Raw genomic sequence first — 12845 nt, 5'->3', positions numbered from 1 at the left:
CAGCCCTCCGACACCTACCCAGCGCCCCATCGTTCCCCCGACCCATAGCCCGACATCCTGTATCAGGGCACGGCAATGTCCCAGACATGGCGGAGGCGGTCAATCACCGCGCCTGCATGACGACCGTGTGTACGCCACATGACGCAGGGTAACCGGTAGTAGATTGACAGCGCTGGGTCGAGGCTGGACATTCCCATGCACGAAATGCAGTCAATCGGGGAATCACCTTGGACCAGCCGAACGCCCTGCCCTCCACCGCCGATGTCGTTATCATTGGCGCTGGTATCCAAGGCTGTGCCAGCGCCTATTACATGGCCAAGGCCGGCATGAAAGTGGTGCTGGTCGACAAGTCCGGCATCGCCGGGCAGCAGAGTTCGCGCGCCTGGGGTTTTGTGCGGGTGCAGATGCGCGACCCCGATGAAATCCCCCTGATGGAGGCTGGCAAGAAGCTGTGGCGTGGTCTGGAAGCCGAGCTTGACAGCGACCTCGAATGGAATGAAGGCGGCGCCCTCTATGCCAGCGGCACACCGGCCATCATGGCCTATCGCGAGAAATGGTTCGACACGGCGCGGCCCTTTGGCCTGGACACCCGATTGCTGAGCGTCGCCGAGGTCAGGACTATGCTGCCCAATCTCGCAAGTCCGGTGAGCGGTGGGCTCTATACCAGGAGCGACGGCCATGCCGAGCCGCGCAAGGCTGCTGCCGCCTTCGCACAACGTGCCCGCGACCTTGGTGCCATCATCCTGGAAGGTTGCGGCGCGCTCTCGATCGAGCGAGCGGGCGGCGCCGTCGCTGGTGTCGCCACCGAATGGGGAGAGGTGAAGGCCAGGAATGTGCTGCTCTGCGCCGGCGCCAGTTCCTGGCGGCTGCTGCGGGGGATCGGTGTCAACCTGCCGCAATCCTATGTGCGCGGCTCCGTCGCCCGGACCAACATACTGCCTCATATCACCGAAGCTGCCTTCGTCGGCGACGGCATCGCCTTCCGCAAGCGGCGGGACGGGTCGTTCAACATCGCCTCCAGCATGCATGGCGATGTCGACGTGGTACTCGATCACCTGCGCCTTGCCCCCTGGTATTGGCGCGCCTATCGGGACAGCGCCAAGGGCTTGACGCTGCATGTCGGCGCATCGCTGATCAGGGACCTGTGCCAGCGCATGCCCTGGCGCGAAGAGGCGCGCTTGCCGGCGATCCATGTGCGCGATCCGAAGATCGAGCCGCAGCAGGAACGCCTGCGCGATGCGGCGCGCCTGTTGGAGCGTGCCTTTCCCCATATCGGCCGGGTCGGCATAGCCGAACAATGGGCCGGCAATATCGATACGTTGCCTGACGGCATTCCCGTGCTGGATGCGCCACCGGCCATTCCCGGCCTGCTCGTGGCGACCGGCTTCTGCGGCCATGGCTTCGCATTGGGCCCGATCGTCGGCAAGACGATGAATGACCTGGTGCAGGGAACGCAGATCGACTTCAATCTGAGGCCGTTCCGACTTGCCCGCTTCGCCGAAGGTGATGTGAAGCAACCGCTCTCAATCTGGTAAGGAATGAATCCGTGACTGACCTCAGCCCCGCCACCAAGGCCTTCATTGACGGACTCACTTTCGACGCCGATGGATTGATTCCAGCCATCGCCCAGCAGCACGATTCCGGCGAAGTGCTGATGATGGCCTGGATGAATCGCCAGAGCATAGTCGAGACCCTCACTGGCGGTCGCGTTGTCTATTGGTCTCGCTCCAGGCAGGCGCTGTGGCGCAAGGGCGATTCATCGGGCCAGGAGCAACGGTTGATCGAGTTCCGCGTCGACTGCGACCGCGATTGCCTGCTCCTGCTGGTTGATCAGATCGGCGTCGCTTGCCATACCGGCCGGCGGAACTGCTTTTTCACCGCCATTCGGGATAACAATCCCATTGTAGTCGCCGATGTGATTATCGACCCATCTCATTTGTACAAAGGCCGATAACGATGTCTCAGATTTAAGACGTTGTTAAAGCCTTGAAGCTACACCATGAAACGACGGCACTGGTTATTGGTGCACTCGCCGTCGGAGAACTGGCATGTCTTCCCGCAAAGAGAATGAACAGCGCACGCTGGATATCGTCGCTGGTCGTATCGATGGGTCGGGAGATGCTGGCGCAAAACCCGCAAAGTCCGGTCTCGGCGGCATGGAGATGGCCGGCATTGCGCTTTGGCTTCTTGTTCTTGCCGGGGGCGGGTTGGTCGCCGTCTATTACTTCATGCTCGCGCCGAAATAGGCCGGCTTGCCGTCCCTCACGCCCTCGCCTAGGCTCCGGTACCTAGCACCAGCCGCGGCGATTCATGATCTACGATATTTCCCAGACCTTGCGAAACGATCTGCCTGTCTGGCCGGGCGACACGCGCTTTGATCTGCGCCGCACCTGGTCGATGGGGCCGGGCGTGCCGGTCAATGTCTCCGCCTTTACTCTCTCCACTCATAGCGGCAGCCATGCCGACGCACCGTTCCATTACGACGAAACCGGCGTCGCGATCGATGCCGTCGATCCGGGCATCTATCTGGGTCCGGCACAGGTGATCGACGTGCGCGCGGCCAAGGGATGCGTCACCAGCGAAGATGTGCTGCCGCAACTGGCCGACGGCACTACGCGTGTGCTGCTGCGCACCTACGACAAGGCGCCGCAACAGGTTTGGGACGCGAACTTCACCGCTGTCGCTGCATCGCTGATCGAGGCACTGGCCGCGCGCGGCGTGCGCCTCATCGGCGTCGACACGCCTTCGCTCGATCCGCAAACCTCGAAGTCGATGGATGCGCATCTTGCGGTGGCGCGGCACGGCATGGCGATCCTCGAAGGACTGGTGCTCGACGCCGTGCCCTTCGGCAGCTATGAACTGATCGCCGTGCCCTTGAAGATCGCCGGCGCGGATTCGAGCCCGGTCCGTGCCATCCTCCGGAGTCTCTAAAGATGAGCTTGATCGACCGCGCCCACTGCGAGGCGCTGGATGCCAAGGACCCGCTGGCCTTCGCGCGCGACCGCTTCGAGGTGCCGGACGGCATGGTCTATCTCGACGGCAATTCGCTGGGCGCCCTGCCGAGAGAGACACCGGCGCGCCTTGATGCCGTGATCCGCCAGCAATGGGGCCGCGACCTCATCACCGGCTGGAACAAGCATGGCTGGGTCGAGTTGCCGCGGCGCCTCGGCGCGACGCTGGCAAAGCTGATCGGCGCTGAGGCCGATGAAGTGGTCGTGTGCGATTCAACCTCGCTCAACGCCTTCAAGCTGCTGAGCGCCGCCTTGTCCCTGCAGCCGACGCGCAAGGTCATCCTGTCGGACACCGGCAATTTCCCGACCGACCTCTACATGGCGCAGGGTCTTGCGCAATTGCTGGGGCAGGATCATCGGCTGGAGCTGGTGGCCCCCGATGATGTCATCGCGCGCATCGACGCCGATGTCGCCGTGGTGATGCTGACCGAGATCGACTACCGCACCGGCCGCAAGCACGACATGGCGGCGATCAATGCCAGGGCGAAGGCCGCCGGTGTGCTGACCTTGTGGGATCTGGCGCATTCGGCCGGCGCCCTGCCGGTCGACCTCAATGGCACCGGCGCCGATTTTGCGATCGGCTGCGGCTACAAATATCTGAACGGTGGCCCGGGTGCCCCTTCCTTCCTGTTCGTGGCGAAGCGCTGGCTGGAGGCGAGCCAACAGCCGCTGTTCGGCTGGTTCGGCCACGCGGCACCCTTTGCCTTCGAGACCGCCTATCAGCCCAAGGCCGGGATCGACCGCTTCCTGGTGGGGACGCCGCCGGTCCTCAGCATGGCCGCACTTGAATGCGGGCTTGCCACCTTTGACGGAATCGACATGAGCCTGCTGCGGGAAAAGTCCCTGGCGCTGGGCGACCTCATGATCCGGCTGGTGGCGCAGGAATGCGGCGGGCTCGGCCTCACCCTTGCCAGCCCGACCGAGGGCAAGGCGCGCGGCAGCCAGGTGAGCTATGCCCATGCCGAGGGCTATGCCGTCATGCAGGCGCTGATCAGCCACCGGGTGATCGGCGATTTCCGGGCGCCAGACCTCATGCGTTTCGGCTTTACCCCGCTTTATGTCCGCTACCGGGATATCTGGGACGCCGTCGCCGCCCTGAAGTCGGTGCTGGTGACCGCGGAATGGCAGAAACCGGCCTTCCGCCAACGCGCCGCCGTCACCTGACCGACCGCCCACGGGGCTGGATTTTACCGGCGACCCGGGGCAACATGCGCCACATCGACAGGAATCAGGGAGTGGCGTTTCATGCGGCCGATTTTCGTCATGGTCAAATGCGATCCCGGCAAGGCCTATGAGGTCGCCGAGAAGGCGCTCGATTCCGTGCAGCAGATCGCCGAGCTTTACTCGATCTCCGGTCAGTACGACCTGCTGGTGAAATGCTACCTGCCCAGCGACATGGATGTCGGCCGCTTCGTGACCTCGGAGCTGCAGACCCTGCCCTTCGTCAAGGACACGCTTACCATCATCACCTTCAACGCGTTTACGTAACCAGAACAATTCCACAAGGGGGAACTGCCCATGACCACCAGGATCTCGCTGATGAAGCGGGCCAGCATCACAGCCCTTCTCGCCTCCGGCCTGGCGCTCGCCGCCTGCGGCGAGGAGAAGAAGGAAGAACAGGCGGCTGCCACCAACACCACCGCTACGACGGCGGCGGCACCGGCCGCGGCACCGGCGACCGGAGACACCAAGGTCGGCATCCTGTTCGATGTCACCGGTCCGATCGCCAGCTTCATCCCGCCGATGATGGATTCGGTGAAGCTTGCGGAAAAGGAAATCAATGAGGGCGGTGGATTGCTGGGCGGCAAGATGGTGACCGTGGTCGGCGACACCACTGGCGCCACGCAAGGTGCCGTGGATGCTGCCACCAAGCTGGTCAATGTCGAGAACGTGCCGGTCGTCGTCGGCGCGCTGATGTCGGGCACGACGCTGGCCGCCGCCAACGCGGTCACCATTCCCTCGGGCGTGCTGCAGATCTCGCCGACCGCGACCTCGCCGGACTTCACCAGCCTCAAGGACAATGACTACGTCTTCCGCATCGTGCCCTCGGACGCCTATCAGGGTGTCGTGCTGGCCAGGCTGGTGCTCGACCAGGGTATCAAGACCGTGGCCCTCACCTATGCCAACAATGATTACGCAACGCCGCTCGCCACCGGTTTCGCCACCGCCTACAAGGCCGGCGGCGGCACCATCACGGCCGAGGTGAAGCACGAGGAGAAGCAGCAGAGCTACGCCGCCGAACTCGGGACCCTCGCCAAGGACAAACCGGAAGCCCTGGTGCTGATCGCCTATGCCGGTGACAGCGGCACCACCATCGTCAAGGAAGCGCTGGAGAACAGCCTCTTCACCCGCTTCATCGGCACCGATGGCCTGCGCGACAACAAGCTCATCGAGCAGATCGGCGCCGACAATCTGAAGACCTCGTTCTTCACCTCGCCTTCGGCGCCGGAGAGCGATGCCGCGAAGAAGTTCGACGAGCTCTACACCGCCGCCTATCAGAGTTCGAAGGACAAGATCTTCATCGGCCAGACCTATGATTCGGTCATGCTCGCGGCCCTTGCCGTCGAGAAGGCCGGCTCGACCGACCGCGTGAAGGTGCGCGACGCCCTGCGCGAAGTCGCCAACGCGCCCGGCGAGAAGATCCTGCCCGGCGAGTGGAAGAAGGCCAAGGAATTGCTGGCCGCCGGCAAGGACATCGACTATTCCGGCGCCACCGGCGAGATGGAATTCGATGCCAATGGTGACATCCCCGGCGTGATCGGCCATTTCGTGGTCGATGGCACCGGCTACAAGCAGGTCGGGCTCGTCACGCCGTAACCTGCGCTAACGATTGCGACATGCGGCCCGCTTGTGATCGGCAGATCATCGGCGGGCCGCTTTCCTTTTGGGAGGTGTGATGGCAATGAAGGCAATCCTGTTCGATGCCTATGGCACCCTGCTCGATGTTCATTCGAGTGTCGCGCGTCATGCTGACCGGTTGGGCTCTGTTGCCGGGGCCGTGTCGGCTTTGTGGCGGCAGAAGCAGCTGGAATATACCTGGACGCTGACACTTGCCGGCCGCTACCGGCCCTTCGATGCCGTGACCGCCGACGCGCTCGATTTTGCCCTCGCGCTGCATGGACACGGGGATGCGGGCCTGCGCCAGGACCTCCTCGACAGCTATCATCACCTCGCCCCCTTTGCCGATGTCGGCCCGGCGCGGGCGCAGTTGAAGGCTGCGGGGATGCGGCTCGGCATTCTCTCCAACGGCACGCCGGCGCTGCTGCGCGAGGCCGTGGCCTCGGCCGGCATCGCCGCCTTGCTTGATCCCCTGCTTTCGGTCGATGCGATCAGGATCTACAAGCCCGATCCGCGCGTCTATGCCATGGCGGCCGACGCCCTCAAGCTGTTGCCGAGCGAGATCGGCTTCGTCTCGTCGAATGCCTGGGATGCGATGGGCGCCGAGAGCTTCGGCTTCCAGGTGTTCCAATTGCGCCGCCAGGCGGGACCGGACGAATACCACCTCGCCGGCAAAACCAAGGTCATCGCCTCGCTCAGCGAGCTGATCTAGCCGTCGATCCGGCGCGGCGGCTTTTCGGGCAGCACGCCCTTGGCGAAGCGCTGCAGCACGACGATGAGCAGGACGCCGATGAGCAGTGCGCGCATATAGGATGAGCGCGTGATCCATTCCGCCGGCAGCCGGTTGGTGAGGAGCTCTGTCCCCGACCAGATCAGCCAGACCAGCCCCGCCCCCAGCATCGCACCACGGTTGTTGCCGCTGCCGCCGATGATCAGCATCACCCAGACGAGGAAGGTGGTGAGCAAGGGTTCCGTGGCGCTGGAGCCGATGAATTTGAAATACATGGCGGAAAGCGCCCCGCCCAACCCCATCACCATCGAGCCGATGACGAAGGCTTCGAGCCGGAAGCGCACGACATCCTTGCCGATGGCGGCCGCCGCCAATTCATTGTCCCGGATCGCCCGCATGGCGCGACCCCAGGGCGACATCCAGGCGCGCTCGGCCGCAACATAGAGAATGATCATCACCAGCAGCACGAATCCGAGGAAGGCGATGTTACCCCAGGGCTGGCCGAGGCTTTCGAACGGTCGCGGCACGGTCGAGATGCCCATCGTGCCGTTCGCCAGCCAATCCTCGTTCTTGAGGACCAGGCGGATGATCTCGGAAATGCCGATCGTCGCCATCGCGAGATAATCGCCCTTGAGCCCAAGGCAGATGCGCCCGACCGGCCAGGCGATGAGGCCCGAGAGCAGCATGGCGATGGGCAGCGCCAAAAGCGGCGGCCAGCCGAAACCGCCGAGGTAATTCGGACTCTCCGGCGAGGTCAGGATGGCGGTCGTATAGGCGCCCACGGCGAAGAAGCCGGCGATTCCTGCATTGAACAGGCCGGCGAAGCCCCATTGCAGGTTGAGCCCCAGACACAGCACCCCATAGATGCCGAACATGGTGGCCAAGGAAATCGCATACATGAGGAGGCCGAAGAGCTGCATGTCCATCACAGCACCCGGCCCTTGAAGATGCCGGTCGGCCGCCAGATCAGCATGCAGACCATGACGAAGAAGGCGACCGCGTTCTTGTAGGCAGGCGGCACCAGGGGCAGATCGCCGACCCAGGGATAGGTTGCCACTTCCTGGGCGATGCCGATGGCAAGCCCGCCGACGATGGCGCCATAGGGCTTGCCGATGCCGCCCAGGATCGCCGCCGCGAACAAGGGCAGCAGCAGGTCCCAGCCGACGCTGGGATGGAGCTTGGAATTGATGCCGGCAAAGACACCGGCCGCCGCCGCAAGCCCTCCACCGATAAGCCAGGTCCAGCGCACCACCATCTCGGTATCGATGCCGGAGATGCGCGCGAGATCCGCATCGTCGCTCATCGCGCGCATCGCCTTGCCCATGCGGCTGCGGCTGAGGAACCAATGCAGCGCCGCGGCAATCGCCAGCGAGACCAGGATGATGATGATATGCTTCTGCGCCAGGCGAAAATCGCCGATGAGCGGAATGGGCTTGCGGATGCCGGTCTCGTAATTGAGCACATCGACGCCCCAGAACAGCTGAATGAGCGAGCGCAGCACCAGCATGACGCCGAAGGAAGCGATGACGACGATGATCCCGGGGCTGCGGCGGAACGGCCGGTAGACCACCCGGTCGATGGCGACACTGGCAAGTGCGCCGCCGATGACCGCCACCGGCAAGGCGAGATAGACCGACCAACCCAGGGTCGCCACCAGGCTGTAGGCGAGATAGGCGCCCAGCGTCATCACTTCGCCATGGGCGAAATGCGCAAAGCGCAGAATCGCGAAGATGAGCGAGATGCCGACCGCACCCAGCGCATAGATGCAGCCCACGGCGACGCCCGGCAGGGATTAGAGGTTGACGAATTCGGCCAAGGCTTCCACGTCACCCACCCAGAAATGACTGACCGATTTCGGGATTGGCGAGCAGCTCCGCGGCCGTCCCGGTAAATCGGTTGCGGCCCGTCGCCAGCACATAGCCGCGATGGGCGATGGCCAGCGCCTGGCGCGCATTCTGTTCGACGAGCAGGATGCCGATGCCGGCCTTGTTCACGGCGACGATGCGGTCGAAGATCTGCTCCATCACCAGTGGCGAAAGACCCGCTGTCGGCTCATCAAGCATCAGCAGCTTGGGTTCCGTCATCAGCGCGCGCCCCACAGCCACCATCTGGCGCTGACCGCCGGAGAGTTCGCCGGCCGGCTGGTTGGCCTTTTGCTTGAGGATCGGGAACAGGGTAAACACCTGCTCCATCACCCGCGCCTGGCTGGCCGGTTTCAGATAGGCGCCCATCTCGAGGTTTTCGCGCACGCTCATCGTGCGGAAGACGTTGCGTTCCTGCGGCACATAGCCCATGCCATGGCCCACCAGCGCGTTGGGGGCGGCACCGGTGATATCGGCGCCGTCGAGGGTCACGTGGCCCGCGCGCAGATGGATGAGACCGAACAGCGCCTTCATAGCGGTCGATTTGCCCGCACCATTGGCACCGATGATGACGACGATCTCCTCTGCCTCGACGGCGAGATCGACACCGTTGAGGATGTCCATCCCGCCATAGCCGCCGACCAGCCCCTTGGCTTCAAGTAGCGCCATGGCTGACCTTTCCACCACCGAGATAGGCTTCGATGACTTCGGCATTGCGCCGGATCTCCGTCATCGACCCCTGCATCAGCACACGGCCTTCCGCCATCACGATCACCGGCGAACAGAGACGCGCGATGAGGTCCATGTCGTGTTCGATGACGAAGAAGGTGTAGCCATGGTCGCGGTTGAGGCGTTCGATCTCGCCGGCGATCTCGGAGAGCAGCGTGCGGTTGACGCCGGCGCCAATCTCGTCGAGCAGCACGATCTTGGGCTGCCACATCATCGTGCGCGCCAATTCCACCAGCTTCTTCTGCCCGCCGGAAAGGTTGCCGGCCAGCTCATGCGTCACATGATCGATGCGCAATTGCGCGAGCACTTCCTCGGCGCGGGCGCGAATCTTCGCTTCCTCGGCCCGCACGGTCGGCCAGCGCAGCCAGGCATTGACGATGCGCTCGCCGGACTGCTCGCCAGGGACAGCCATCAGGTTTTCCAGCACCGTCATGCGGCCGAATTCATGGGCGATCTGGAAGGTGCGCGCGAGGCCCTTGCCGAACAACTTGTGTGCCGGCAAGCCGGTGACATCCTCGCCATCCAGCTTGACCGAGCCCTGGTCCGGCCGCATCAACCCGGCGATGATGTTGAACAGGGTCGACTTGCCGGCGCCATTCGGGCCGATCAAGCCGGTGACCGACCCCTTGGCGACGGACAGGCTGCAGCCGTCGACGGCACGAATGCCGCCGAAGCGCTTGACGATGTTCTCAACGATGATCATGTGCGATGCTGGTGGCGGCTCATGCCTTGGGTCGCGCCGACGAATCCGCCGGCAAGTAATTGGCAAACTCGCCCTCGATCGCCTTCGCGTCGAAGGCGATACCGTTGAAGACGCCCGACGCCATGCCGCCCGGATAGATATCCTCCATCCGCGCATGAAGGCCCTGGATCAGCGCCTCGGCTACCTGAAGCGGGCGCATCTTCATGCCCTCGAAGCCCGGTGTCATCGGCGTGTCGACTGCCCCCGGCAGCACCGCCATCACATGGGTTCCCTGCTCCCGGAGTTCCGCGCGCAAACCCTGCGTCAGGGAAAGCAGCGCCGCCTTCGAGGCGGCATAGGTCGACATCAAGGGTAGGTTGCTGTGCGCCACCACGGTGATGAGGTTGACGAGACCACCGCCGCCATTCTTCGCCAGCACCGGCTGGAACGCCCGCGACACCGCAAAGGTGCCGAGATAGTTGGTCTCCATCTCGCGCCGGGCATTGTCGAGCGCGCTTGCACTGAACAGGCCCTCATTCGAATTCCACCCGGCATTGTTGATGAGCAGCGTCACATCCTGGCAGGTGACAGCCGCCTTGGCGACACTCGCCGCGTCGGTCACATCGAGCTGCACCGGGATCAGCCTGTCCGGCGCCACCGAAGTCAGCGCGCGCAGGCTGTCGAGCTGCCGCGCGCCGCAATAGATCTTGGCTGCTCCCGCGCGCAGCAAAGCCCGCACGGTTTCGCTGCCGATGCCGCCATTGGCACCGCTCACCAGGGCAACCGCATCCTGACCAGATCCGGCCCATGGCCCATGCGCGCATGTTTCACCGCACCCTTGGCCGGCTCCTGGATCAGGCTCTGGTCATAGGCCAGCACCACCCATTGGAAACCCTGCGCACGGCGGTCCGCGGCAAAGCTCGCATAGGGCGTGAAGATGCCGCAGCTTTTGCCGGCGGCCTTGGCAACGAGCAGCACCGACTGCACCGCCGTCTCATGCTTCGGACCAAAATCCGGAAAGGTGCCGAGCGACATCGCAAGATCGAACGGGCCGATGAACAGCATGTCGATGCCGGGCACCGCCGCGATCTCGGCCGCGTTGGCAACCGCCGTCGCCGTTTCGATCATGACGGCGACGATGATCTCGTCATTGGCGGCGGCCATGTAGGATTTGTAATCCAGCATCGGCCGCGTGCCGCCGCCGGACCGCCCACCCAGCGGCGGATATTTGGCAGCGCGCACCACGGCGCGGGCCTGATCCGCCGTATCGACCATTGGCACGATGAGTGCCCGGGCCCCAGCATCCAGCACCATGCCGATGGCATGGTCGGAGGCATCGACGCTGCGCACCGTCGGCACCGTCTTGTGGCGCACCAGGCCGATCGCATATTCGAGGCTCAGGCGATCCCACAGCCCATGTTGCATGTCGAAGACGATGCAGTCCGGCCCGATCCCGCCAGCAACTCGGCGACCGAGGGCGATCCCAAGGTGGCCCAATGGCAGGTGATACAGCCGCCATGGGCAAGCTTGTCCTTCAGGGGATTGCTCATTTACTTGCCCGCACTTTCCGACCAGCGTTTCATCAAGGTATTCGACGGCAGTTTTTCATCGACTAGCTTCTTTGCCGTCTCGACACCCGCCGTCGGCAGGTTCTTCGCATCAAGCAGACCGATCTGCACCAGGACCGAGGCCTGGTCCCAATAGATGTGCTCGTTATAGAGCTTGTCGCCGCGGAAGCACACGATGGCGACCAGCGGGATCTCGACATATTTGCCGGTAGGTTTCACGCCCGGCAGCATCCAGTCGATCTCGGTCGTGTGGGTGAAGCAGAACAGCATCTCGTCCACGACGCGGTCAGCGCCAATGGTGCGCGAGATCGGCACCAGCTTGGTATCGGCCGGGTTGTTGTTGACAAAATGATGCTGGTAGAAGCGCGCCAGCTCCTTCTGCCCGACGCCGCCGGTCATGGTCGGGATGTGGTTGACATAGGGTTCTTCGACCATGGTCTTCATGGTGGCGGCGACATCGCGCGTCGCGAACTCATGATAGCAATGCGCATCCCACAGGCCGGAGAGGTCGTAGCGCGGGCCAATCGCCTTGTGGAACAGCGCGATCGAGCGCGAATGCGCCAGGGTCGCCGCCGGCTTGTTGTAGTGATCGCCCATGGTGCGGGCAAAGGCATGATCGACGCCGGGATAGGTATAGAGCTCGATATCGCTGCGTTCCTTCAAGGCACCGTAGATCTGGTCACGCGCATCCTTGCCGCAATATTGATCAAGCTCGGCGAAGTGCAGCACGGTCGGGCATTTGATGTTCTTGGCCTCGTCGAGAGCGCCCTCAATGCCGACACCGTAGTAGCCGACCGCCGCATCGACATCGACGCGCGCCGCGGTGAGGTAGGCGAGCTTCCCGCCCAGGCAATGGCCGAGCACGCCGACCTTGCCGTTGCAATCGGGTCGCGCGCGCAGCGCCTTGACTGTGGCGGCGATATCCTTGATGCCCTGGTCGACATCGAATTTCTGGAAGAAACCGAAGGCCCTCTGCCATTCCTCGGGCGAATAGCCCATGTCGACATTGGGCTCCATGCGCCAGAACAGATCCGGCGCCAGCACCACATAGCCTTCCTCGGCATAATAGTCCGCGGTCTCGCGCACATAGGCGTTGATGCCAAAAATCTCCTGGCACAGCACGATGCCGGGGCCCTTGCCCGATTTCGGCGTTGCGAGATAGGCGCGGAACTGCCCGCCATCCGGGGCGTTCACATTGATATAGCTGCCGGCCATGATTTTGCTCTCCCTGGTACTATTTTTGCCGTGGCTGCCCGAAAACTGCCCGATCGGCCCCTTCTTGGCAACTATATGTACGCTGGGGCGTTCAATAACGGCTCCAGCGCCCCGATCACAGCTCCGACGGCTCTGTGACGCCTTGTCGCTGCTGCACTGCACGCAATCGATCCCATATCTAACCCTTGGAATCATTGCTCATTGGACGGA

General features: G+C 63.6%; 16 protein-coding genes. 8 read left to right on the top strand and 8 right to left on the bottom strand.

The genetic code is table 11. The features are described 5' to 3' along the window. Positions 1-221 precede the first annotated feature (221 nt). The 8 genes from IPK59_00305 to IPK59_00270 all read left to right on the top strand — a co-directional run bounded on the left by IPK59_00305 (position 222) and on the right by IPK59_00270 (position 6561). Positions 222-1535 (top strand): FAD-binding oxidoreductase, encoded by a 1314-nt coding sequence (locus tag IPK59_00305; GenBank protein ID MBK8157307.1) that lies wholly within the window; start codon positions 222-224, stop codon positions 1533-1535. A gap of 11 nt (positions 1536-1546) precedes the next feature. Continuing rightward, entirely contained in the window at positions 1547-1954 is a 408-nt protein-coding gene (gene hisI / locus IPK59_00300) for a phosphoribosyl-AMP cyclohydrolase (GenBank protein MBK8157306.1), read from the top strand. Between the two features lie 94 nt (positions 1955-2048). After that, on the top strand, positions 2049-2246 hold the full coding sequence (locus IPK59_00295; protein MBK8157305.1) for a hypothetical protein: 198 nt from the start codon (positions 2049-2051) through the stop codon (positions 2244-2246). A gap of 64 nt (positions 2247-2310) precedes the next feature. After that, positions 2311-2931 carry an arylformamidase gene (gene kynB, locus IPK59_00290; protein ID MBK8157304.1) on the top strand — a complete coding sequence of 207 codons (621 nt, stop codon included), beginning with the start codon at positions 2311-2313 and terminating at the stop codon, positions 2929-2931. Between the two features lie 2 nt (positions 2932-2933). After that, positions 2934-4175, top strand: coding sequence for a kynureninase (kynU, locus tag IPK59_00285; GenBank protein MBK8157303.1), 1242 nt, complete (start codon positions 2934-2936; stop codon positions 4173-4175). 81 nt (positions 4176-4256) lie between these two features. Beyond that, positions 4257-4499: an Lrp/AsnC ligand binding domain-containing protein gene (locus IPK59_00280; protein MBK8157302.1), complete on the top strand. Its 243-nt coding sequence runs from the start codon at positions 4257-4259 to the stop codon at positions 4497-4499. Positions 4500-4550: 51 nt separating this feature from the next. Further along, complete coding sequence (locus tag IPK59_00275) at positions 4551-5828, top strand: ABC transporter substrate-binding protein (protein MBK8157301.1); 1278 nt, start codon at positions 4551-4553, stop codon at positions 5826-5828. Between the two features lie 79 nt (positions 5829-5907). Then, positions 5908-6561, top strand: a complete 654-nt coding sequence (locus IPK59_00270; GenBank protein MBK8157300.1) for a haloacid dehalogenase type II — start codon at positions 5908-5910, stop codon at positions 6559-6561. Here the strand turns inward: IPK59_00270 and IPK59_00265 are convergent. Genes IPK59_00265 through IPK59_00230 form a run of 8 tightly spaced genes read right to left on the bottom strand, consistent with a single transcriptional unit; the run spans position 6558 to position 12635 of the window. Beyond that, the gene (locus IPK59_00265; protein ID MBK8157299.1) at positions 6558-7499 is read right to left on the bottom strand and encodes a branched-chain amino acid ABC transporter permease; all 942 of its coding nucleotides are present in this window, start codon (positions 7497-7499) and stop codon (positions 6558-6560) included. The genes IPK59_00270 and IPK59_00265 overlap by 4 nt on opposite strands. A 5-nt stretch (positions 7500-7504) precedes the next feature. Further along, on the bottom strand, positions 7505-8368 hold the full coding sequence (locus IPK59_00260; GenBank protein ID MBK8157298.1) for a branched-chain amino acid ABC transporter permease: 864 nt from the start codon (positions 8366-8368) through the stop codon (positions 7505-7507). Between the two features lie 37 nt (positions 8369-8405). Continuing rightward, on the bottom strand, positions 8406-9110 hold the full coding sequence (locus IPK59_00255) for an ABC transporter ATP-binding protein (protein MBK8157297.1): 705 nt from the start codon (positions 9108-9110) through the stop codon (positions 8406-8408). After that, positions 9097-9873, bottom strand: coding sequence for an ABC transporter ATP-binding protein (locus tag IPK59_00250; GenBank protein ID MBK8157296.1), 777 nt, complete (start codon positions 9871-9873; stop codon positions 9097-9099). Before IPK59_00250 ends, IPK59_00255 begins: the two co-directional genes overlap by 14 nt. 19 nt (positions 9874-9892) lie before the next feature. After that, positions 9893-10627, bottom strand: a complete 735-nt coding sequence (locus tag IPK59_00245; GenBank protein ID MBK8157295.1) for an SDR family NAD(P)-dependent oxidoreductase — start codon at positions 10625-10627, stop codon at positions 9893-9895. Next, a complete protein-coding gene (locus IPK59_00240) occupies positions 10624-11277 on the bottom strand; it encodes an aldolase (protein ID MBK8157294.1) in 654 nt (217 codons plus the stop codon). The genes IPK59_00245 and IPK59_00240 overlap by 4 nt, the downstream gene beginning before the upstream one ends. Continuing rightward, entirely contained in the window at positions 11250-11402 is a 153-nt protein-coding gene (locus IPK59_00235; protein MBK8157293.1) for a hypothetical protein, read from the bottom strand. Before IPK59_00235 ends, IPK59_00240 begins: the two co-directional genes overlap by 28 nt. Next, positions 11403-12635 (bottom strand): dienelactone hydrolase family protein, encoded by a 1233-nt coding sequence (locus tag IPK59_00230; GenBank protein ID MBK8157292.1) that lies wholly within the window; start codon positions 12633-12635, stop codon positions 11403-11405. Between the last annotated feature and the right edge of the window lie 210 nt (positions 12636-12845).

This window comes from Rhodospirillaceae bacterium, assembly GCA_016712715.1.
Taxonomy (GTDB): Bacteria; Pseudomonadota; Alphaproteobacteria; order Dongiales; family Dongiaceae; genus Dongia.
The sequence above is the reverse complement of the archived record's forward strand: the minus strand, read 5'-3'. Positions and strand labels throughout refer to the sequence as shown.

Bases quoted from the DNA above. Each gene is read 5' to 3' on its own strand.
- IPK59_00240 (MBK8157294.1), bottom strand. From the start codon at position 11,277: ATGCAACATGGGCTGTGGGATCGCCTGAGCCTCGAATATGCGATCGGC.
- IPK59_00295 (MBK8157305.1), top strand. From the start codon at position 2,049: ATGTCTTCCCGCAAAGAGAATGAACAGCGCACGCTGGATATCGTCGCT.
- IPK59_00255 (MBK8157297.1), bottom strand. From the start codon at position 9,110: ATGGCGCTACTTGAAGCCAAGGGGCTGGTCGGCGGCTATGGCGGGATG.
- IPK59_00265 (MBK8157299.1), bottom strand. From the start codon at position 7,499: ATGCAGCTCTTCGGCCTCCTCATGTATGCGATTTCCTTGGCCACCATG.
- IPK59_00270 (MBK8157300.1), top strand. From the start codon at position 5,908: ATGGCAATGAAGGCAATCCTGTTCGATGCCTATGGCACCCTGCTCGAT.
- IPK59_00280 (MBK8157302.1), top strand. From the start codon at position 4,257: ATGCGGCCGATTTTCGTCATGGTCAAATGCGATCCCGGCAAGGCCTAT.
- IPK59_00250 (MBK8157296.1), bottom strand. From the start codon at position 9,873: ATGATCATCGTTGAGAACATCGTCAAGCGCTTCGGCGGCATTCGTGCC.
- kynB (MBK8157304.1), top strand. From the start codon at position 2,311: ATGATCTACGATATTTCCCAGACCTTGCGAAACGATCTGCCTGTCTGG.
- IPK59_00230 (MBK8157292.1), bottom strand. From the start codon at position 12,635: ATGGCCGGCAGCTATATCAATGTGAACGCCCCGGATGGCGGGCAGTTC.
- IPK59_00275 (MBK8157301.1), top strand. From the start codon at position 4,551: ATGAAGCGGGCCAGCATCACAGCCCTTCTCGCCTCCGGCCTGGCGCTC.
- kynU (MBK8157303.1), top strand. From the start codon at position 2,934: ATGAGCTTGATCGACCGCGCCCACTGCGAGGCGCTGGATGCCAAGGAC.
- IPK59_00235 (MBK8157293.1), bottom strand. From the start codon at position 11,402: ATGAGCAATCCCCTGAAGGACAAGCTTGCCCATGGCGGCTGTATCACC.